The organism is Escherichia sp. E1V33, assembly GCF_004211955.1.
GTDB lineage: Bacteria > Pseudomonadota > Gammaproteobacteria > Enterobacterales > Enterobacteriaceae > Escherichia.
The window spans coordinates 72,839-94,986 of sequence record NZ_RHJI01000013.1 but is presented as its reverse complement, the minus strand read 5'-3'; the positions used below and the strand labels follow the sequence as shown (position 1 = coordinate 94,986).

17 protein-coding genes, 1 tRNA gene and 1 other RNA gene are annotated in these 22,148 nt (G+C 51.8%); 4 read left to right on the top strand and 15 right to left on the bottom strand.

The annotated features are described in order from the left end of the window. Positions 1-5: 5 nt before the first annotated feature. The 4 genes from bcsB to bcsR are packed head-to-tail and all read right to left on the bottom strand — an operon-like array spanning position 6 to position 5,923. On the bottom strand, positions 6-2,345 hold the full coding sequence (bcsB, locus tag D9742_RS13855; protein WP_130237277.1) for a cellulose biosynthesis cyclic di-GMP-binding regulatory protein BcsB: 2,340 nt from the start codon (positions 2,343-2,345) through the stop codon (positions 6-8). Positions 2,346-2,355: 10 nt separating this feature from the next. After that, positions 2,356-4,974: a UDP-forming cellulose synthase catalytic subunit gene (bcsA, locus tag D9742_RS13850; RefSeq protein ID WP_130210108.1), complete on the bottom strand. Its 2,619-nt coding sequence runs from the start codon at positions 4,972-4,974 to the stop codon at positions 2,356-2,358. Beyond that, positions 4,971-5,723, bottom strand: a complete 753-nt coding sequence (gene bcsQ / locus D9742_RS13845; protein ID WP_130237276.1) for a cellulose biosynthesis protein BcsQ — start codon at positions 5,721-5,723, stop codon at positions 4,971-4,973. Before bcsQ ends, bcsA begins: the two co-directional genes overlap by 4 nt. A gap of 11 nt (positions 5,724-5,734) precedes the next feature. Beyond that, positions 5,735-5,923 carry a cellulose biosynthesis protein BcsR gene (bcsR, locus tag D9742_RS13840; RefSeq protein ID WP_064527810.1) on the bottom strand — a complete coding sequence of 63 codons (189 nt, stop codon included), beginning with the start codon at positions 5,921-5,923 and terminating at the stop codon, positions 5,735-5,737. Between the two features lie 273 nt (positions 5,924-6,196). Here bcsR and bcsE point away from each other — a divergent pair, with 273 nt between their 5' ends. From bcsE to bcsG, 3 genes are read left to right on the top strand one after another with little or no spacing between them, the layout of a single operon-like run. Beyond that, complete coding sequence (bcsE, locus tag D9742_RS13835; protein ID WP_130237275.1) at positions 6,197-7,768, top strand: cellulose biosynthesis c-di-GMP-binding protein BcsE; 1,572 nt, start codon at positions 6,197-6,199, stop codon at positions 7,766-7,768. Beyond that, positions 7,765-7,956, top strand: coding sequence for a cellulose biosynthesis protein BcsF (gene bcsF, locus D9742_RS13830; protein ID WP_130237274.1), 192 nt, complete (start codon positions 7,765-7,767; stop codon positions 7,954-7,956). Before bcsE ends, bcsF begins: the two co-directional genes overlap by 4 nt. Continuing rightward, positions 7,953-9,632 (top strand): cellulose biosynthesis protein BcsG, encoded by a 1,680-nt coding sequence (gene bcsG, locus D9742_RS13825; RefSeq protein ID WP_130237273.1) that lies wholly within the window; start codon positions 7,953-7,955, stop codon positions 9,630-9,632. Before bcsF ends, bcsG begins: the two co-directional genes overlap by 4 nt. Before the next feature lie 86 nt (positions 9,633-9,718). On the opposite strand, the gene D9742_RS13820 is transcribed toward bcsG, so the two are convergent. Continuing rightward, positions 9,719-9,826, bottom strand: coding sequence for a type I toxin-antitoxin system toxin Ldr family protein (locus D9742_RS13820; protein ID WP_002431793.1), 108 nt, complete (start codon positions 9,824-9,826; stop codon positions 9,719-9,721). Positions 9,827-10,201: 375 nt separating this feature from the next. Then, complete coding sequence (locus tag D9742_RS13810; protein ID WP_077789174.1) at positions 10,202-10,309, bottom strand: type I toxin-antitoxin system toxin Ldr family protein; 108 nt, start codon at positions 10,307-10,309, stop codon at positions 10,202-10,204. Between the two features lie 475 nt (positions 10,310-10,784). Here D9742_RS13810 and D9742_RS13805 point away from each other — a divergent pair, with 475 nt between their 5' ends. Beyond that, the gene (locus D9742_RS13805) at positions 10,785-12,056 is read left to right on the top strand and encodes an aromatic amino acid transport family protein (RefSeq protein WP_130237272.1); all 1,272 of its coding nucleotides are present in this window, start codon (positions 10,785-10,787) and stop codon (positions 12,054-12,056) included. 29 nt (positions 12,057-12,085) lie between these two features. Here the strand turns inward: D9742_RS13805 and dppF are convergent, their stop codons facing one another. The 9 genes from dppF to D9742_RS13755 all read right to left on the bottom strand — a co-directional run bounded on the left by dppF (position 12,086) and on the right by D9742_RS13755 (position 21,931). Then, positions 12,086-13,090 carry a dipeptide ABC transporter ATP-binding subunit DppF gene (gene dppF / locus D9742_RS13800; RefSeq protein ID WP_000107036.1) on the bottom strand — a complete coding sequence of 335 codons (1,005 nt, stop codon included), beginning with the start codon at positions 13,088-13,090 and terminating at the stop codon, positions 12,086-12,088. After that, on the bottom strand, positions 13,087-14,070 hold the full coding sequence (dppD, locus tag D9742_RS13795) for a dipeptide ABC transporter ATP-binding protein (protein WP_001196484.1): 984 nt from the start codon (positions 14,068-14,070) through the stop codon (positions 13,087-13,089). Before dppD ends, dppF begins: the two co-directional genes overlap by 4 nt. Positions 14,071-14,080: 10 nt before the next feature. Beyond that, the gene (gene dppC / locus D9742_RS13790) at positions 14,081-14,983 is read right to left on the bottom strand and encodes a dipeptide ABC transporter permease DppC (protein WP_000084677.1); all 903 of its coding nucleotides are present in this window, start codon (positions 14,981-14,983) and stop codon (positions 14,081-14,083) included. A gap of 9 nt (positions 14,984-14,992) precedes the next feature. Continuing rightward, positions 14,993-16,012 (bottom strand): dipeptide ABC transporter permease DppB, encoded by a 1,020-nt coding sequence (dppB, locus tag D9742_RS13785; RefSeq protein WP_130237271.1) that lies wholly within the window; start codon positions 16,010-16,012, stop codon positions 14,993-14,995. A gap of 141 nt (positions 16,013-16,153) precedes the next feature. Further along, positions 16,154-17,761 carry a dipeptide ABC transporter substrate-binding protein DppA gene (dppA, locus tag D9742_RS13775; protein WP_016262652.1) on the bottom strand — a complete coding sequence of 536 codons (1,608 nt, stop codon included), beginning with the start codon at positions 17,759-17,761 and terminating at the stop codon, positions 16,154-16,156. A gap of 663 nt (positions 17,762-18,424) precedes the next feature. After that, positions 18,425-18,560, bottom strand: a non-coding RNA gene (locus D9742_RS13770) — RtT sRNA. A gap of 32 nt (positions 18,561-18,592) precedes the next feature. Continuing rightward, positions 18,593-18,669 (bottom strand) — tRNA-Pro (locus D9742_RS13765). A 91-nt stretch (positions 18,670-18,760) separates the two neighbouring features. Continuing rightward, positions 18,761-20,452: a kdo(2)-lipid A phosphoethanolamine 7''-transferase gene (gene eptB / locus D9742_RS13760; protein WP_130237269.1), complete on the bottom strand. Its 1,692-nt coding sequence runs from the start codon at positions 20,450-20,452 to the stop codon at positions 18,761-18,763. Positions 20,453-20,728: 276 nt separating this feature from the next. After that, positions 20,729-21,931, bottom strand: a complete 1,203-nt coding sequence (locus D9742_RS13755; RefSeq protein WP_130237268.1) for an MFS transporter — start codon at positions 21,929-21,931, stop codon at positions 20,729-20,731. Between the last annotated feature and the right edge of the window lie 217 nt (positions 21,932-22,148).

Below are 22,148 nucleotides of genomic sequence, written 5' to 3'. Positions count from 1 at the left end.
ATCTATTACTCATTATCCGGATTAAGACGACGACGGCTGATGATGCGCAGCAGACGCCACAATACCCAGGCCAGCAGCACCACACTGATTGCCGCCAGTATCGCCAGCAGAATCGGATGGTTCGCCAGTGCGTACCATAAACGTTCAAACCACGGTAAATGACCGACGTAATAGACGTCGCCAACGCGCAGGCTGTTAACACCGGACTCGCGAATCACCGCTACGGAACCAAACATAGTGGCGCGTTTACCGCTGTCGTTCACCGCATCGTTGAGCATCTCGTAACCGCGTGGACTATCCGCCAGTAACGCAATTACGCTGCGCTGGTCGTTATACGGTGACTGGAAGCCAATCACCGCCGCCATCGCACCAGAAGAGGTCAGTGTGGACTGAGTTTCTGCTGCGCGGTCGTTTTCGTCAGGCACAATGCCGGGGAACGGAGTCTGGCGCATCGGCGTTTTCACCCAACTTTCGGTAGCCTGCACCAGCAGATCGATCTGCTTGTCATCTTTTAATTTGTCCGGGATACCGCCGATTATCATGATATCGGCGTCTTTCCCCTGAATGGTGCTGCCATCATCGGTCACCGTCAGGTTGATCGCCGGGAAGCCCGTCTGTGCGCCAATAAAGCCCACCGTATTAAGCAGCGTTTCCATCTGTGCTTCGTTTGGTGTTTTTGGCATCACGGTAATGGTTTGCGACAAATCCGCCATCCGGCTGAACGGGAAGCCCGCATTAGCAAACGCGCGCAGATCCGGCATCGGAATGAAGTGGTAATACTTTGAGAAATCGATGGTGGAGTCATCACCAATCACAACATGGTTTTGCACCGGCTGGAAGGTAATACAGTTATCCACCGAGCCACCCGGCATTGGGTTCATATACTCAAAATCGAAACGCAACTGGTTGGTCGCCCCCAGTTTCAGCGCCGGAATAGAGACATCGGTTTTACCATCAAGCAAACCTTGCAACACCGGAATCCGCAGCAGCAGACGGTTCGCCTCCTGTTTACTGCTCAGGTTGAAAGATTGCAGGAATTGGTTGTTCAGGCTGATATCCATCCGCGAGCTGTCTTTCACCGGCGGCATGGTGTAGCGATAGTTGATATCCATATCGATACCAGTGCTGCGCATCAGGTAGAGATCTGGCGGCAAGTTCAGCGAGATATTAATTGCTGCCGGCTCCAGCCCGCTGGACTGCAACTGCTCTTCATAGGTTTTCAACTCACCAAAGGTGACCGGACGATCGGTTCGCACCCAGTTTGGCGCATCGTACGGTTTACGCGGCAATAGCGGTTTAACATCGTTCACCACTACGCTGTCGCCACGGAACAAAATATTGCCCTGAGCAATGCCTTTCGCCGCCTGCAATAGATCTTTGTCATCACGCCCAAAGACCACCAGCAGCTTGACGTAAGGATTCTCCGGATGGTTGATCATCTCAATCACCGGGGCTTTTACTGCCGGATGCTCGCGCAGGAAGTCCGGTCGCTTGTCATTGGTCGCAAAGACAATCGCATTGCGGTCCGGAAGCTGATTATAGAGTACCGGGAAGTTCTGTCCGCGCCAGCCAGAACGGGAACCAAACCACGACGCAACAATCGCCGAAGCCTGTTGCAAACCAACATCCGGCGCACCAGCAAAAACTATCGGCAACGTATTGGCGCGGTTATCCCGCGGGTCGAAAAACGGAATCGGGAAGTGCGACAAGTCATTTTTTACATTCAGTGATTGGTACGTAAGATCCAGTCCACTGCTACGTCCAACATCCAACCAAAGCGTGGTGCTGGCCGGGTTTTCGCACACGTCCTGATAATGGCCGACAAACTCCAGCCGCACGCGGTTGAAGTCGGTGATAAACAGCGGGTTAATCGGCATTTGCGCCAACGTCTTTTTACCCAACTGCTCTTTGGTCACTGGCAACACGCCCATCAACTCATCGTTCAGATAGACTTTCAACTGTGACTGTATCGGCAGCAGTGATGGCGACGGCGTATATTCAAGGTTAAGCATCGCCTTCGTCACCACTTCATCACTGCGCATGCCAAACTCGATGCTGCCGTTCGGGTTAATGCCACGCAGTACCATGCTGCCCGGCGGCGGCGCGATTTGCGCAAAGGTCAGTTTCACATCGCGCGAAGGGCCATTCTGCGCCACGATGGGCGCGTCCGCGCCCTGCACGCCTGGCATCACCTGTCCGACCCGCGGATTTTGCTCCGCCTGGGCAGGCACAGTTGGCTCAGCATTGATCAGTGGTTGCGTTGCTGGCGTCGCCTGCGTCATGAATGAGGGGAATGCGCTCATCCCCATAGCCACTGCACAAATCCAGGATAGTTTTCTTTTCATCGCGTTATCATCATTGTTGAGCCAAAGCCTGATCCGATGGTTGTACCGTTTCACTCCGTTCCGGGCGACGCGGAATGAACGAAACAACCCAGGAAACCAGAGAAGTCAGCACACGGAAAATGCCCTTCACCGAAGAAGGCGCAAACTCCGCCAGATGGCGGTAGCCACGGAAGCCGAGCTTCAGAATATCCAGCAGACTTTCCAGCGGCTTATCTTCCGGGTAGCTGTCCTGCCAGAGCGCCCATGTATCCGCACGGGCAAACGTACACTGCACAAAATCGATATGTTGCTGGGTAGTGAGTGGCATCAATTGCAGCCCCACTTCGTTACCCATCACGCGCGCAACCTGAGTCGGGAAGGCATACTCTTGTTGACCGCGTTTGAGCAGCAGATTCACTTTCTGTCCTTCCAGTATCTGCGCCTGACCGTTGATCTTGATCCCCAGGCCGCCGTCAGAGAAGTCCTGAACGGTGCAGGAGAAAAGATGCCCATCTTCCCGGGCAATCGCCGCTGGCATGGTCATCTCAACACGGTGCGAACGACGTACCTGTTTGCTTTCTACCGACACCGCTACTGCGCCGCCGAGAATAATCAGGTTGTAGAACACCCAAACCATACTAACGACCACGGTGAGCATTTCGGTCGGCGGGCCATAGAAGTAACGCCAGATACCGACAGCAACACCGACCAGGTTGAGTAATACGAGGAAGATGTACGGTCGCGAAATCACCCAGTCGACGTACTCCTCCTCCACCAGACCACCTTTGGCGGTGACGTTAAATTTGCCTTTGTGCGGGTTAATCAGCGCCACCAGCGTCGGTGGCGCGATATACCAGGCGAGCACCGTCTCGTAGATTTCGCTCCAGAAGGAGTGGCGATATTTACCCTGAATCTTCGAGTTGGTCAGGCTGGCGTGAATCATATGTGGCAGCACAAACAGGGCGATCATCAACGCAGGCGCGTAAATGATGTAGGCGTGCAGCAGCAGGAACGCCAGCGGCGCGGTCAGGAAGATCAGCCGTGGAATCCCCGACAAGAAGTGGAACATAGCGTTGACGTAGCACAGTCGCTGGGCGAACTTCAGCCCTTTACCAGTAAGTGGGTTATCAAGACGGAAGATTTGCACCATCCCGCGCGCCCAACGGATACGCTGCCCAATGTGCGCCGAAAGGCTCTCAGTCGCCAGCCCCGCAGCCTGGGGAATACGCATATAAGCGGAAGTGTAGCCACGACGGTGTAAACGCAGAGAAGTATGCGCATCTTCAGTAACGGTTTCGACAGCGATGCCGCCAATCTCGTCCAACGGCTTACGACGAATCACCGCACAGGAACCACAGAAGAAAGTGGCATCCCACATGTCATTACCGTCCTGCACCAGACCGTAGAACAGCGTGCCTTCGTTCGGCGTTTTACGAAAACGCCCCAGGTTGCGTTCGAACGGATCTGGCGAGAAGAAGTGGTGAGGCGTCTGCATCATCGCCAACTGCTTTTCTTTCAGGAACCAGCCCATGGTCATTTGCAGGAACGAGCGTGTGGGAACGTGGTCGCAGTCGAAAATCGACACGAACTCGCCTTTGGCATATTTCAGCGCATTGTTGATGTTGCCTGCTTTCGCATGTTCATGCGTCGTTCGGGCGATATATTTCACCCCAACGTTTTGCGCAAACTGGCGGAACTCTTCCCTGCCACCGTCATCAAGGATCCAGATGTTGAGTTTGTCTTTCGGCCAGTCGATACCCAGCGAGGCATAAATGGTGTTTTTCACCACGCTGAGATCTTCGTTGTAGGTTGGCACAAAGATATCCACCGACGGCCATTGCGACATGTCTTTCGGCAGCGGTACTGGCTGGCGATTTAGCGGCCACACCACCTGGAAGTAGCCGAGCACCAGCACAATCCACGCATAAGTTTCCGCAAATAGCAGGATTAAGCCACATACCAGGCTGACCGGATCATCCCAGTTCAACGTCGAGGTATATCGCCACCAGATATAGCGACACGAGACAGTCAGCGACAGCACAATCAACATCAACGCCGAGAAGCGCCCTGGCATACGCCGCACCATTAGCGCCACGCCCCACAGCAACATCAGGAAGATAAATTGCGACAACGGGTTAAAAGGCTGAGTGACGCAAATTAGCGCCAGAATCAGCGAGAAAGTCACAATGACGCCAAGAATAAAACGCCGTGCTCCGGCGCTCAGATGGCCCAGTTCTTTTTTCTCATCAAGATGTTGCGTGTTCTGGCTGACTCGCTCTGGCAGTTTGTCCATCCATTGATGGTAACGCCCACGGATATTCTGCAAGCCAGAAAATGCCCGCCAGCGTGGTTTTGGCGTCTCTCTGCGTGAAGCGCCGATCAACAACCAGCAAGTCTGAATGACATAGCGGACCGGATCCAACGGGCGCGGACGCGAAGCGTTGATATGTGGGTAAAGATTTTTATGTTCTGCACGAATACGCTGCCAGCGCGGGTGTTCAAGCGGAATGAACACCCAGGCCAGGATCAGCCAAAAGCAGCCAAGCGTCGCGCTGAAAGCCGATGCGCCGTGACGACGATAATCCCGATAACGCCCGATAAGACGCGCGTTGACCGGCGGGATAAGCAACCACCGGGTCAAGATACTCATGACGCGCTCCCGACTGACTTTTTCAGCCCGGAATAGTTCAACAGGCACCAGTTTGCCAGCGTCAGAACTTCCTCCGCCGCCAGCGCATCACTGCGGTATTCACCTAACGGCTGTTTCGCCGCCAGGCATTCAGCCATCGCTTCATCGCGATGAATCAACATTGGTAGTAATCGGCGCTGGCTTTGCAACCACAACTGGTAAATATCTTCCTGAACCTGGCTACCAATGCGGAAATCATTAATCAATATATGCGCGCCAGCAGGCAATGCTTGCTGATGCAGCCGAATATGGCAGTTGGCATCCACTTTGACGATTGCCAGTGTGTGATCGCACAGGCTCAGGATCTGATGCGTTATCGGCGAGGCGTCGCGCGGTAAGTCGATCAAAATCCATTGATAACGCCCACTGGCCTGCAGTTGCTGTAGGCCTGCGCAAATTGCACTCAACTGAGTTTGCCAGTGCTGGGGATTCTCTTGCTCTTCAATGGTTAACTGACCAAAAGGCAGCAGATCGAGCTGCGAGGTATAGCGCATCCCGGCATCTCGCCAGTCCTGACCATCCAGTATGGCTCTGGCCCAGCCCTGACGATGGGTAAAATCAACGTTGAACGACAAGCGCAACAAATTGTCCGGGCAGGCATCAACCACCAGGACATTTTCTCCCAACATTTGCAATGACCAGGCCAACGCGGCGGTGATGGTTGTTGTACCCACGCCTCCCCGCACCCCCTGTAATCCCAGTACGGCCATTCACTACTCCCCTACTTCTGTTGCGCAAACTCAGCCAACAATGGCCAGCGTTTTAACGCCGCTGCCAACTGCTCGCGCTGAGAAATATCGGCATAATCGATATCAGGCAGTGAAAACGCCTGCTTTAATGCCAAAATATCATTCTGAAAGATATAGCCTATCGCGGGATCAGGCAGAGTATCCTGTTCGTTGTTATTCATTATGCTTAATCTCGATAAAATATACTCGCCACGCATCAGTCAATTCTAATCGACCGCATTTTGCCCGTATAATGCCAGACGGCAATACGTAATCCGTTCATTTTTTAACTTTCATGTACGCAACTAAAGAAAGTAAAAAACGAAAAGACTGATATCATAAGGCTTCCAGCCTGCTAAATTGATTCACATGCTAAATCTGATAAGTTTTAATTTCAATGGTAGGTTTATTTCTTAGCTTTCGCTAGTAAACTGATAATCAGACAAAATGGTGACTTGAGGGACGTTGTGGACCCTGTATTCTCTATCGGTATCTCATCCTTATGGGATGAGTTGCGGCATATGCCAGCAGGCGGCGTCTGGTGGTTTAACGTCGATCGTCAAGAAGATGCTATCAGCCTTGTGAATCAAACGATGGCTTCTCAAGCTGAAACCGCGAAAGTCGCGGTCATTAGCATGGATAGCGATCCCGAGAAAACCTTCAAATTAGATGATTCTCACGGACCGGAAAAAATAAAATTATTTTCAATGCTAAATCATGAAAAGGGGCTATACTATTTGCCCCGTGATTTACAATGTTCTATTGATCCCGAAAATTATCTTTTCATTCTTGTTTGCGCCAATAACGCATGGCAAAACATTCCAACTGTTCGGCTTCGTTCATGGCTGGATAAAATGAATAGTTGGAGCAAATTATACCATTGCTCACTGCTGGTAATTAATCCAGGAAATAATAACGATAAACAATTTTCATTGTTGCTGGAAGAGTACCGTTCTCTTTTTGGCCTCGCCAGTTTGCGTTTCCAGGGCGATCAACATCTGCTGGATATCGCCTTCTGGTGCAACGAAAAAGGGGTTAGCGCCCGTCAGCAACTCATCGTTCAGCAGCAAGAGGGGATCTGGACGTTAGTTCAGCGCGAAGAAGCGGAGATCCAACCACGCAGCGATGAAAAGCGCATTCTTAGCAATATTGCTGTGCTGGAAGGCGCCCCCCCGTTATCAGAACACTGGCAACTGTTCGACAACAACGAAGCCCTGTTCAATGAAGCCCGTACCGCTCAGGCAGCAACGGTGGTGTTTTCTTTACAGCAAAATGCGCAAATTGAGCCACTGGCCCGCAGCATTCATACCCTGCGTCGCCAGCGCGGCAGTGCGATCAAAATCCTCGTGCGGGAAAATATCGCCAGCCTGCGCGCCACGGATGAACGTTTATTGTTGGCCTGCGGCGCGAATATGGTGATTCCGTGGAATGCTCCGCTCTCTCGTTGTCTGACGATGATTGAAAGCGTGCAAGGGCAGAAGTTCAGCCGCTATGTTCCGGAAGATATCTCGACCTTGCTATCCATGACCCAACCGCTGAAACTGCGCGGTTTTCAAAAGTGGGATGTGTTCTGTAACGCAGTAAATAATATGATGAACAACACGTTGCTGCCTGCACATGGTAAAGGGGTGCTGGTAGCACTGCGTCCGGTTCCTGGCATTCGTGTTGAGCAAGCCCTGACACTATGCCGTCCAAATCGCACTGGCGACATTATGACCGTTGGTGGAAATCGACTGGTCCTGTTCCTCTCATTCTGCCGGATCAACGATCTGGATACTGCGTTGAATCACATTTTCCCGTTGCCTACCGGCGATATTTTCTCTAATCGTATGGTCTGGTTTGAAGATGACCAAATCAGCGCCGAACTGGTGCAAATGCGTCTGCTGGCCCCGGAACAATGGGGGGTGCCACTGCCTTTAACTCAGGCCTCCAGGCCGGTAATCAATGCCGAGCATGATGGGCGTAACTGGCGACGAATACCGGAACCGCTGCGACTGTTGAGTGATCCTGTGGAGCATTCATCATGATGACCATCAGCGATATCATTGAAATCATTGTCGTTTGTGCGCTTGTTTTTTTCCCGCTGGGCTATCTGGCGCGCCATTCCCTACGGCGCATTCGTGACATCCTGCGTTTGTTATTTGCGAAACCTCGTTATGTAAAACCGGCCGGTACGTTACGCCGTGCAGAAAAAGCCAGGGCTACCAAAAAATGACTCAATTTACCCAAAATACCGCTATGCCTTCTTCCCTCTGGCAATACTGGCGCGGCCTTTCTGGCTGGAACTTTTATTTTCTGGTTAAGTTCGGCCTGTTGTGGGCGGGCTACCTTAACTTCCATCCGCTACTCAATCTGGTATTTGCCGCATTTTTGCTAATGCCGATTCCGCGTTACAGCCTGCATCGCTTGCGCCACTGGATCGCCCTGCCGATCGGCTTTGCCCTCTTCTGGCATGATACCTGGCTACCGGGCCCGGAAAGTATTATGAGCCAGGGGTCACAGGTGGCAGGTTTTAGTACCGATTATTTAATCGACCTGGTCACGCGCTTTATTAACTGGCAGATGATTGGTGCTGTCTTTGTTTTGTTAGTGGCCTGGTTATTCCTGTCGCAATGGATCCGCATTACCGTTTTTGTGGTCGCCATTCTGGTGTGGCTGAATGTACTTACGTTGGCTGGTCCAAGTTTCTCCCTGTGGCCAGCCGGTCAACCGACCACCACTGTAACAACGACGGGCGGTAACGCAGCGGCAACTGTCGCGGCAACCGGGGGCACGCCAGTAGTTGGAGATATGCCAGCGCAAACGGTACCGCCGACAACCGCAAACCTCAATGCCTGGCTGAATAATTTCTATAACGCCGAGGCGAAACGTAAATCGACCTTCCCATCCGCACTGCCAGCGGATGCGCAGCCATTTGAGCTTCTTGTGATTAATATCTGTTCGCTTTCATGGTCGGATATTGAAGCTGCCGGGTTAATGTCACATCCGTTGTGGTCGCATTTTGATATTGAGTTCAAGAATTTCAACTCTGCAACCTCATACAGCGGTCCGGCGGCGATTCGTTTGCTGCGCGCCAGTTGCGGTCAGCCATCGCACACCAATCTGTATCAACCAGCAAATAATGACTGCTATCTGTTCGATAACTTGTCAAAACTGGGCTTTACCCAGCACCTGATGATGGGGCATAACGGCCAGTTTGGCGGCTTCCTGAAAGAAGTGCGCGAAAACGGCGGTATGCAAACGGAGTTAATGGATCAAACAAATCTTCCCGTCATTTTGCTGGGCTTTGATGGCTCACCGGTTTATGACGATACCGCCGTGCTTAATCGCTGGCTGGACGTTACCGAAAAAGATAAAAACACCCGTAGCGCTACGTTCTACAACACGCTTCCACTGCATGATGGCAACCATTATCCGGGAGTCAGCAAAACAGCAGACTACAAAGCGCGGGCGCAGAAATTCTTTGATGAACTGGATGCGTTCTTTACCGAGCTGGAGAAATCTGGCCGTAAAGTGATGGTGGTCGTAGTGCCGGAACACGGTGGCGCGTTGAAAGGTGACAGAATGCAAGTTTCTGGTTTGCGTGACATTCCGAGTCCGGCAATCACTGATGTCCCGGTTGGCGTGAAATTCTTCGGCATGAAGGCACCACATCAGGGCGCGCCAATTGTCATCGACCAACCGAGTAGCTTCCTGGCTATCTCCGATCTGGTGGTTCGCGTTCTCGATGGCAAGATTTTCACCGAAGATAATGTTGACTGGAAAAAACTCACCAGTGGGTTACCTCAGACTGCGCCTGTTTCCGAAAACTCGAATGCAGTGGTCATTCAATATCAAAATAAACCGTATGTTCGCCTGAACGGTGGCGACTGGGTGCCTTATCCGCAGTAATAACGAAAAAGGCCGCAGAGTTTCACCTCTGCGGCCTGGTCCGGGCGCAAATTGCCATTACGGCAGCCTGACGCCCGCATGACACGTTACTTCCGCTTATTCAGCCAGCTCACGATCAGACTGGCAAGAATGCCAGCAATGACCGGAGCCGCTAAATCATGCCAGAAGGCCATGCCCAGTTCTGCGAGCGTCATATAGCCGCCTCTGTTGTAATGACAACGTTTCGCGGCTATTCTTGAGTTGTTCAGGTTCAAGAATGGCCCCCGTGATGTTGTCAGGTGCATACCTGCAACGTGCGGGGGTTTTCTCTCTCCAGCAACCAATGCCACCAGGGATTAAGCCCCCGCAACATTGCGCCTCACCGAAACCTTTCCGGCTTGACACTGATTCTACTGCAGCCTTTCTGCACTGAAATCCATCAATCTTTCATGTTGTGTAGCGCATTCCGCAGAATATTATCCGCTTGCAACTGTTGCATTTTTCTTACGAAAAAGGCCGCAGAGTTTCACCCCTGCGGCCTGGTCCGGGCGCAACTAGCCATTACGGCAGCCTGGCGCCCGCATGACACGTTACTTCCGCTTGTTCAGCCAGTTCACAATCATACTGGCAAGAATGCCAGCAATGACCGGAGCCGCTAAATCATGCCAGAAAGCCATGCTCAACTCTGCGAGCGTCATATAGCCGCCTGTATTGTAATGACAACGTTTCGCGGCTATTCTTGAGTTGTTTGGGTTCAAGATTAGCCCCCGTGATGTTGTCAGGTGCATACCTGCAACGTGCGGGGGTTTTCTCTCTCCAGCAACCAATGCCACCAGGGATTAAGCCCCCGCAACATTGCGCCTCACCGGAACCCTTCCGGCTTGCCGCTGATTCTACGATTGCTTTTTACTGCCAGCACCCGGCAATCTTCCTCATTGCGTGATGCCTTCCAGCTTAATTTCTTTATTTGCATTAGTTGCAGTTCATATCCGGGCTGACTCCAGACTGGTAGTGAAATGCGCAATTTTGTAGAATTGCGCCTCCTCGCGACCTCCCCAGTGAATCTGTTGCCTCATTTTTTACATACTGCGTATTCGACTTCTCCACCTGTTGCGCACGAGAAACTGGGTTTATTCATTTTTGCGAGGCTGACTTCTTTCTGGACAGGACTTTATGCAGCACAACACACTACCGAAACACGATCAGAAATTGCCGTTTACACGCTACGACTTCGGCTGGGTTTTATTATGCATAGGCATGGCGATTGGTGCCGGAACCGTGCTTATGCCAGTACAAATTGGTTTGAAGGGAATTTGGGTATTTATTACCGCAGCGATCATTGCTTATCCTGCCACCTGGGTAGTGCAGGACATTTATTTAAAAACCCTTTCTGAAAGTGATTCCTGTAATGACTATACAGATATTATCAGTCATTACCTGGGCAAAAACTGGGGAATTTTCCTCGGGGTTATCTACTTTTTGATGATTATCCACGGGATTTTTATCTACTCTCTCTCCGTGGTTTTCGACAGCGCCTCGTACCTGAAAACCTTCGGTTTAACCGATGCCGATCTTTCACAATCTCTACTTTATAAAGTCGCCATTTTCGCCGTACTTGTGGCGATTGCGTCTGGTGGTGAACGATTACTGTTTAAGATCTCCGGGCCAATGGTGGTGGTCAAAGTCGGCATTATTGTCGTGTTCGGTTTTGCGATGATCCCGCACTGGAATTTCGCCAATATAACCGCCTTCCCACAAGCCTCCGTATTTTTCCGCGACGTCCTGCTCACCATTCCATTTTGTTTCTTCTCTGCGGTATTTATTCAGGTGCTTAACCCGATGAATATTGCCTATCGTAAACGGGAAACAGATAAAGTACTGGCAACTCGACTCGCGCTGCGTACCCACCGCATTAGCTATATCACGCTCATCGCGGTGATCCTGTTTTTTGCCTTTTCTTTTACCTTTTCGATAAGCCATGAAGAGGCGGTTTCTGCCTTTGAACAAAATATCTCGGCACTGGCACTGGCCGCGCAGGTGATCCCCGGGCATATCATTCATATCACCTCTACGGTGCTGAATATCTTTGCCGTACTGACCGCATTCTTTGGCATTTACCTCGGTTTCCACGAGGCCATTAAAGGCATTATTCTCAATCTACTAAGCCGAATTATTGATACCCAGAAAATTAACTCACGCATGCTGACTCTGGCTATTTGCGCTTTTATCGTCATTACATTGACGATTTGGGTTTCATTTCGCGTATCGGTGCTGGTGTTCTTTCAGTTGGGAAGCCCGTTGTATGGCATTGTGTCGTGCCTCATTCCGTTTTTCCTGATCTATAAAGTCGCACAACTGGAAAAACTTCGCGGATTTAAAGCCTGGCTGATTCTGCTTTACGGCATTTTGCTATGCTTGTCGCCACTGTTGAAGCTGATTGAGTAAACCGGAGCGCATGGCCCCGGTTTTGTGAGTTAACGCTGCGGATTTTCATCCTGATCAACAGCAAAGCAGGCTACGAGTTGACCGCCGTAGTCTTTTAGCTGCGGCTGCAACTGGGTGCAGGGGCCGAAGCGCCGACGACAGCGGGCGTTGAAGGCGCAACCCGGCGGTGGATTCAGCGGGCTTGGCAGTTCACCGGTGAGCTTGATGCGCTCGCGTCGATCGTCCGGGTTCAGGCGCGGCGTCGCGGAAAGTAGCGCCTGAGTGTACGGATGACGCGGGTTATTGAATATTTGGTCCTTCGTCCCCTTCTCCACGCAGCGGCCCAGGTACATCACCATCACTTCATCAGCAATGTGCTCCACCACCGACAGGTCGTGGGAGATGAAGACATAAGAAAGCCCCAGTTCCTGCTGTAAATCCATCATCAGATTCAGCACCTGCGCACGCACTGAGACGTCCAGCGCAGAAACCGGTTCGTCGGCAATCACCACGTCCGGATCGAGCATCAATCCACGGGCGATGGCGATACGCTGACGCTGGCCACCGGAAAACATGTGCGGATAGCGGTCGTAATGCTCGGTTTTCAGGCCGACTTTCGCCATCATCGACAGGGCTTTTTCCCGACGCTGTTCTTTGCTTAAGCTGGTGTTAATAAGCAGCGGCTCTTCGAGAATTTGCCCAACTTTTTTGCGCGGATTCAGCGAACCATAGGGGTTCTGGAAGACGATCTGGATTTTCTGCCGACGCAGTTTCTGCGCCTGCGGATCGTGCTTAAGCAGATCCTGCCCCTGGTAATACAGCTCACCGCCAGTAGGCGTTTCAATCATCGTCAGCAACCGACCGAGGGTCGATTTACCGCAGCCAGATTCCCCTACTACCGCCAGCGTTTTGCCGCGTTCAAGGTTAAACGAAACGCCGTCCAGCGCTTTTACCAGACGTTCCGGCGCGAACATGCCTTTCTTCACCGGATAATGTTTTTTCAGGTCGATAGCCTGCAACAATGGTTGTTGCGAGGTGGCCTCTTGCGTACTCATAGTGTGGGCCTCCCGGCATCATCAAGTGGGTAATGGCATTTGGACTGACGCCCGTCAGCGAGCATATTCAGCGCCGGTTCTTCAGCACGGCATTTGTCAGTGGCGTAGGGGCAGCGCGGATTAAGCAGGCAGCCGTTCGGGCGGTCGTACTTGCCGGGAACGACACCTGGCAACGATGCCAGACGTTCTTTGTCCTGAGCAAATTCCGGCAGCGCACGCAGCAATGCCTGTGTATACGGGTGACGCGGCGCATGGAAGATGGCGTGCGCATCGCCCGTTTCCACCACCTGGCCTGCATACATCACAATGATTTTATGCGCAGCTTCCGCCACCAGCGCCAGGTCATGAGTGATCAACACCAGCGCCATGTTCTCTTTCTGCTGTAGCTCCAGCAGTAGTTCGATGATTTGCGCCTGAATGGTCACGTCCAGCGCGGTGGTCGGTTCATCGGCAATCAGCAGTTTTGGCCGACAGGCAATCGCCATGGCGATCATTACACGCTGGCTCATGCCGCCGGAAAGCTGATGCGGGTAAACATCCAGACGCGATGCTGGATCGGGAATACCGACCTGATTCAACAGGTCAATCGCTCGCTGACGGCGGGTACTTTTGTTGCCGCCCTGATGCACCTTAATCGCTTCCATGATCTGGAAACCAACGGTGTAGCACGGGTTAAGGCTGGTCATCGGGTCCTGGAAGATCATCGCCACTTCGGCGCCCACCAGGTTGCGGCGCTCTTTTTCCGAGATACGCTGCAAATCCTGACCGTTAAACTCCAGCTTTTCCGCCATCACACGGCCCGGATAATCAATCAGCCCCATAATCGCCAGTGAACTGACCGACTTACCGGAGCCAGACTCACCCACAATCCCGACCACTTCGCCCTGTTTTACGCTGTAGCTGATGCGGTCTACGGCGCGGAACGGTGCGCTTTCGTCGCCGAAATGCACCGATAATTTATCTACATTTAATAACGCCATCTCGAACCTCTTACTGCTTCAGTTTGGGATCGAGCGCGTCACGCAGACCGTCACCCATCAGGTTAAATGCCAGCACCGTCAGCAGGATCGCCAGACCAGGGAAGGTCACGACCCACCAGGCGCTTTGCGCGAACTGCAACACGTCGGAGAGCATGGTGCCCCACTCCGGCGTTGGCGGCTGCGCCCCCATGCCGAGGAAACCAAGAGCAGCCATATCGAGAATGGCGTTAGAGAAACCGAGCGACGCCTGAACAATCAGCGGCGCAAGGCAGTTCGGGAAGATGTTAATAAACATCTGGCGCATCGCCCCGGCACCAGCCACGCGAGACGCGGTGACGTAATCGCGATTCACCTCCACCAGCACGGCAGCGCGGGTTAAGCGCACATAGTGCGGCAGCGCAACAAAGGTCAGTGCCAACGCGGCGTTACCAATCGACGGGCCGAAAATTGCCACCAGCACCAGCGCAAGCAGCAGACTTGGCAGCGCCAGCATGATATCGACCACGCGCATGATGATGTTATCGACCAGGCCGCCAAAGTAACCGGCGATCAGGCCGAGAATGACGCCCATAATCAGCGACAACACCACCACCAGACAGCCAACCAGCAGCGACAAGCGTGCGCCGTACATCAGGCGTGACAGCACATCACGCCCTACGTCATCGGTGCCGAGCAAGTGCGCCATGCTGCCGCCTTCCTGCCAGGCTGGTGGGGCAAGCAGCGCATCGCGGAACTGTTCCGCCGGGTTATAAGGTGCAATCCAGTTGGCAAAGATCGCGATAAACAGCACGATGACGACGTAAACCAGCCCGACGACCGCGCCTTTGTTGCGTTTAAAATAGTGCCAGAACTCCTGTAACGGGGTCATCGGCACCGGTGCGCTAATCACTTTATTTTCAGTAACCTGTGACATGATGTCCCCTTACTTCTTATGACGAATACGCGGGTTCACCACGCCGTACAGCAGATCGACCAGCAGGTTGACGAGGATAATCATCGTCGCCACCAGCAATACGCCGCCCTGAACCACCGGATAATCGCGGCGTTGCAGCGCGTCAATCAACCAGCGCCCCAGACCCGGCCACGAGAAGATGGTTTCGGTCAGAATCGCCCCTGCCAGCAATGTTCCCACCTGGAGACCAATAACGGTCACTACTGGCAGCATCGCGTTACGCAGTGCGTGGACGATAATCACCCTAAGGCGGGTCAGCCCTTTGGCGCGCGCGGTGCGGATGTAATCCTCGCCCAGCACTTCCAGCATCGAGGAGCGCGTCATACGCACAATGACCGCCAGTGGTATCGTACCCAGCACAATGGCGGGCAGGATCATATGGGCAACGGCATCGATAAAGTTACGGTCTTCACCCCAGATGGCGGTGTCGATCAGCATAAAACCGGTTAACGGATTGGAATCATCGAGGAACACCATGTCGCTCACGCGACCGGAGACGGGCGTCAGGTTCCAGTGCACCGAAACCAGCATGATCAGCATCATGCCCCACCAGAAGATAGGCATTGAATAACCTGTCAGCGCCAGGCCAACCGCCGTGTGATCGAAAACAGAACCGCGTTTAACCGCCGCCAGCACACCGACAGGAATGCCGACCGCGGTCGCAAAAATCATCGCGCAGACGCCAAGTTCCAGCGTAGCCTGGAAGCGCGGCACGAACTCTTCCCAAACCGGGATGCGGCTTTTCATTGAAATGCCTAGATCGCCATGCATAACGCCCCAAATGTAATGGAGATACTGCTGCCACATCGGTTTATCTAAGCCGAGTTCAGCCAGCAATTGCGCATGACGCTCTGGGGAGATCCCACGTTCGCCCGCCATGATCATCACCGGATCGCCCGGGATCATGTGGACAAAGGCAAATGTGAGAAGGGTAATACCGATAAACGTGGGGATGACGAGTCCCAAACGTCGGAGAATAAACTGCAACATAACCCGGATTCTCTGTAGTGACCCGCAGCCTGGAACTGCGTGTCTGTATTGCTCACAAATCAACTCCCGGATAGGGAATGAAGTATTGCTGCCGGATGGCGCTGCACGCAGAGGCACAGCACCACCGGGTATGGCTTTTAATTATTCGATAGAGACGTTTTCGAAGTGATGTTTACCTAGTGGATCAACAACATAGCCTTTAACTTCTTTGCGTACCGGTTCAAACACGGTGGAGTGAGCGATGATCAGTGCCGGAGCCTGATCGTGCATCACCACCTGTGCTTGTTTGTACAGTTCAACGCGCTTGTTGTGGTCGTCGGTAGCACGCGCCGGTTGAATCAGATCTTCAAACGGTTTGTAGCACCATTTTGAGTAGTTGGAGCCTTGTTCAGAGGCAGCGCAGCTGAACAGGGTGGCGAAGAAGTTATCCGGATCCCCGTTGTCGCCAGTCCAGCCCATCATTACCGTCTGATGCTCACCATCTTTCGCACGCTTGAGGTACTCACCCCATTCGTAGGTGACGATTTTGGCCTGCACGCCCACTTTCGCCCAGTCAGCCTGAATCATCTCCGCCATGCGGCGAGCGTTCGGGTTATACGGACGCTGTACTGGCATTGCCCACAGGTCGATAGAGAAACCTTTTTCCAGACCCGCTTCTTTCAGCAATGCTTTCGCTTTTTCAGGATCGTAGGTGTAGTCCTGAACGTCATCGTTATAGCCCCACATGGTTGGCGGGATCAGGTTTTTTGCTGCCACGCCCGCGCCCTGATAAACCGCTTTGATGATCGCATCTTTGTTCACTGCGTAGGTCAGTGCCTGGCGAACTTTCACGTCATCCAGCGGTTTTTTCTGCACGTTATACGAGAGATAGCCGACGTTCAGCCCCGGCATTTCCATCAGGTTGATGGATTTATCCTGCTTCATGCGAGCGATGTCTGCCGGGTTCGGGTACGGCATCACCTGGCATTCATTCTTCTGTAATTTCGCGTAACGCACGGAAGCATCAGGAGTAATAGAGAAGACCAGCGTATCGATCTGCGGTTTGGTGCCCCAGTAGCCATCAAACGCTTTGTAGCGAATACGAGAATCTTTCTGGTACTGCTGCAACTGGAACGGGCCGGTGCCGATCGGGTTGAGGTCCAGTTTTTCCGGCGTACCGGCTTTCATCATCGCGTCAGCATATTCTTTTGACAGAATAGAGGCGAAGTCCATTGCCAGGTCAGCAAGGAACGGCGCTTCCGGGCGAGTCAGCACGAACTGAACGGTGTTATCGTCCACTTTTTTCACTTCACTGATCAGCTCCGGCAAGCCCATGCCTTCGAAGTATTCGTAGCTGCCGCCAGAAACTTTATGGTACGGGTTTTGCGCGTTTTTCTGGCGATCGAACGAGAACACTACGTCATCGGCGTTCAGTTCGCGCGTCGGTTTGAATTCTTTATTGTCGTGCCACTTCACACCTTTACGCAGGTGGAAGGTATAGGTTTTACCGTCATCGCTGACTTCCCACTTTTCAGCGAGGCCCGGAATCACTTCAGTGGTGCCGATTTTAAATTCAACCAGGCGGTTATAAAGCGGTACGGAAGAGGCATCATAGGTGGTGCCGGAGGTAAACAGCTGCGGGTTAAACCCTTCCGGAGATCCTTCTGAACAATAAACCAGAGTTTTAGCCTGAACACTTGCTGCGACGGTCATAGCCACCAGGCTGAGACCAAGCTTCAGCATCCCTGACTTTTTCAAGGAAATACGCATTATTCTGCTCCAATTGTGATGTTTGTTGTTTTAACCCTTTGCAGTGGGTTGTCGCTGCCTGACCTTTTTTGTTTTTTACCCGGTCGGGTCAACGTTATGAGGTGGGGATGCCGTACTAATTAACATCAGTGTAACAGTGCGGATCCTCCATAAAATGCCCCTCGTGACCTACAATCTGTCAACAGAATGTGAAAACGTCAATACAGCCAACCGGGATTTACACCAACGGTGAGAATCCACAAACAAAGATTAAAAAAACTTCAAACAGCTATTTGCAGCAGAGAAATTTGTGCTACGCCAACATCACCAGAACAATCAGCTTAATATTTAGCAACATTTGGTGATTAAGTTTTATGCATTTAGTGAAAAAAATCTGATGAAAAGGTGGATATCTGAGCGATTAATACCATGAACGCTAAAACGCACAGGGGAAAATGCCAGCGCCAGCCATAAGTAACGCAAAAAAAGATTTAAGCAAATATAGAAAAAGACAATGGATTCTGTCACAAATCCGTTAATGGATAGTGAGATATGGCGCGCAAATTTGGCAGTGAAATATGTGGTGTTTAGGTCGGATAAGGCGTTCACGCCGCATCCGATAATAAGTGCGGTGCCGTTGCCTGATGCGACGCTACCGCGTCTTATCAGGCCTACGTTCGAATTTGGTCGGTGCCAGAGGATTACTCGCCACTTCGTGGCTCGCCCTGCGGGTCGTTGCTGACGCAACGTTCTCTCGCTTCGCTCGAGTCGAACCTCCCTGCCCCCGGAGGTTCTCTTCCTCATGGGCTGCAGATGCAAAAAAGCCTGCTCGTTGAGCAGGCTTTTCGAATTTGGTCGGTGATAGAGGATTCGAACCTCCGACCCCTTCGTCCCGAACGAAGTGCGCTACCAGGCTGCGCCAATCACCGAATGCGGGGCGCATCTTACTGCTCAGATACGCCTTCGTCAATCCCTTAATAGCAAAATGCCTTTTGATCGGCGAGAAACTCAGCAATGTATTTAGTTAGCTTCTGCCTTCTTCGCCTCAGGGATTCGACACCAGTTGTTGTTTTCATTGATACCACCGTCCGGTGAAGTATAACCGAGGCATCCTAAAATGGTGTCGTACAGTTCCACATGACGGCGTGGCACTTTGATATCCGCTTCTTTCTTCAATTGCGCGAATGCCTGCGCGTTGGCCGGATTCTCCAGATATTTATCCGACATCCAGACCATCATCGGTACGCGGAACTGCTCCGGTGGCGCATATTCACGTGGGGTACCATGCAAGTGCTCACGCTCGTTAATTGACTCACCGTGGTCCGCTGCATAGAAAATAATGGCCTTCTTATCGCGGAATTTGTCGATCACTGTGTCGATAAAATGATCAACGTAAGTGATGGAGTTATCGTATGAGTTAATCATCGGCGCTCGTGGGCATTTGCGATCAATTGCATAGCACTCTGGCTTCCACTGGGCAAACTCACGAGGATAACGTTGAGTATAGTTGTAATGTGACCCTTTGGTATGCAGGACAATCAGATGCTTACCTTCTGGTTTTTTCTCCAGAGAACGCTCGAGTTCATTGACCAACAACATATCATCTACCGCTTTCCCACGGTTACGCGGCTCTGCTGCAATTTGCTCGCGATAGGCAATGTTGTCAGCCATGGTGTTGCTGTAGAACCACATCTCACTCTGCATGGCGTACAAATCAGAGCTAAAGCCCAACTGTTTGAGAACCGCAAATACGTTCTGCTCTTTGAGCGTGCGTTGAGGGTTATCTTCCGTTCCACCTTCACGCACAAACATACAACGTAGTGATAATTTAGTCGCGGTATCACAGGAATAACCGCGGTACATCACCAGGTTTTTCTCTTTCGCCAGCTTCGGCGTGGTATCGCGCTCATAGCCCAGCATTCCCATATGATCCCAACGAGTGGTTTCACCAATAATGAAAACCACATAGGTATCGTCGAGATTTTGCGTCGGGGTGTAGGTGAATTTTTTTGCCGGATTCATCAACGACCGATTGTCTGACGATTCATCCACTTGCGCCCAGGCATACAGCCCCAACGCAGAAAGCCAGTTCGAGGGCAAATAAGAGTTCGCCAGCACGCCACCGTAGCTCGGCATATCCACTCCAGCCATACGGTCTGCACGCTTTTGCACTACATCCATCAGACGGATTGGCCCCCATACCAACAAGCCAGCCAACAGCACGGTAAGCGCACTACGCCAGCGAGTTTTCGGAGTACAAAGCTGACGCCAGAAGGTATCTTGTGAGCGGTTCATCCAGATAAATAGCAACGGGATAATACTCACCAGTACAACCCATGCGATAAGTGTCCAGCCAACCACTTCTTTCGACAGGTCAATGTCGGTGGTCATCACCGAAGCAACAATCCCGTAGCCAATCATGACGTTCATAAATGTCATGTAGTAGCTGGCTCCGGCAGAAATCAGCACCAGCAATGAAGCCAGCACTTTCCAGGCCGTTCTGCCAAAGAGTGAAATTAAGCGTAAAAAGAAGAAGGTTGCCAGAACCGTCCCTGCCAGTTCGATAACCGCCGAGACGCCATTAAGAAAAGTGAAGTTATGCGCGTAACCGTCAAACCGACGGAAATAGACTGCGCAATTCATAAACAGACCGATATAGACAGCGAGCAAAAAGCTTAGCTTTTGCTGCGTTATCGTTTTGATATATCTCATGCAAACAAACCCTGGAAAAACAGGTGATAACACCCTGCATAATGGCCTTTCAAGCCAGGCAAGGGAAAAGTGCGAAGGTCGTCAGATAAGGAAAATCTGCACACGCTGATAAGTAGACCACAGCAAAGGGAAAAAGTGTGGGGAAAGAGTGTACTTGAAGCACAAATTTACAAAAATACAAGTATGAAAGGAGACTTTTGCGGTAATTGAACGCTTAAAAGGGCCTGCTTTATGGCCCTTTTAAGCTCAGGATAAGTCTAAAACCTGTCGCTAAACTTAACCATGTACTTCGCGAAACACTCTGATCTCAGGCTGGCGAATGGTCGTTGAAAGCGCCAGAGACAGAATCAGCAGGGCAAAAATGACGTAGAAAGTCACATAGAAGCCGCCAAACAGCGAGGCGATAATCGAACCGCAGATACTACCGATACCGAAGCCGAGATAAATCACGCCGTAGTTTTTCGCCAGGTTATTGAGGCCGAAGAACTCACTAACCAGTGACGGGAAGACGGTAATTGTGCCACCGAAGTTAAACGCCACACAGGCAATCGCCGCGAAGAATGTTACTGCATTCAATGGTGCAAATAGCAGTGCCGCCATACCTACCAGCGAAATAACCTGTCCAATAGTGATGACGCGGATACGGGCGATTTTGTCAGACAGAATGCCCAGCACCAGACGACCAGAAAGGTTAGCAATAGAAATAACCGTTACTGCGTTGGCTGCGGAAATTGCATCAAGATGCGCCAGGCTCTGAGCAATATCTTTCGCCACACCAATCACATACAGACCGCTCATGCAGGCAGTAAGGAACATCACCGCCAGCATCCAGTATTGCGGTTTACGCATAGACTCTGCCAGGGTGTAGTCCTTCTCCACCACGCCATTACTGGTTTTCACTTCCTGTTTCGGCGCATCTTTCATTAAAGTCGCGCCAAAGACAATCATCACCAGCGCAATCGCACCCCAAATTACAAAGGTTTTTTCCAGACCGACAGTTTCCAGCAATTGTGTGTCGATAAATTTGAAACCCAGGCTCCCCAAGCCGTAAGAACCAATGGCGAATGCGGAGATCAGACCTTTACGCTCCGGGAACCACTTCACGCAGTTAGAAAGGGTCAGCAGGTAACCCGCACCATCTGCCAGACCGACCAGCACACCAGCACTCAACCACAGCATCATTAGGCTGTTGGAGTGTGCGGTAAGGAAGAACCCCAACCCTAGCAGAATACCGGAAGCCATTGTGACGCGCTTAACACCAAAACGTTCCTGTAACTTGCCAGCAACAGAAGAAGAAATTGCCAGTCCCAGACTCAACAGGCCGAAGGAGAAAGCAACCTGACTGACCGGCGCATCCAGTTTGGCAGAGAGCGCGCCATTAAACAGGCTCCAGGTATAAACTGACCCCAGCGCAAACTGGGTGATAATGGTGCCGATAAGGGTAAGCCAGCGCGTACGCTGATAGTTTGAAGGTGTCATGGCAGTATTCCTGCGGTAGTAAAAAGGAAAATTCTCTGCCGACAAACATAACGAAGTGCATTTTATGCAGGGGAAAAAACGGCATGAAATGCCATCAGAACGGAATGAAATGCCTTAGTTCAGGAATGAATGACGTGACAAATATTCACCGAAATAATTATTTGGTCAGTTAGTACCCACTATCAGCGCAATAATTGTTATTAGCAGCCTGCATTTG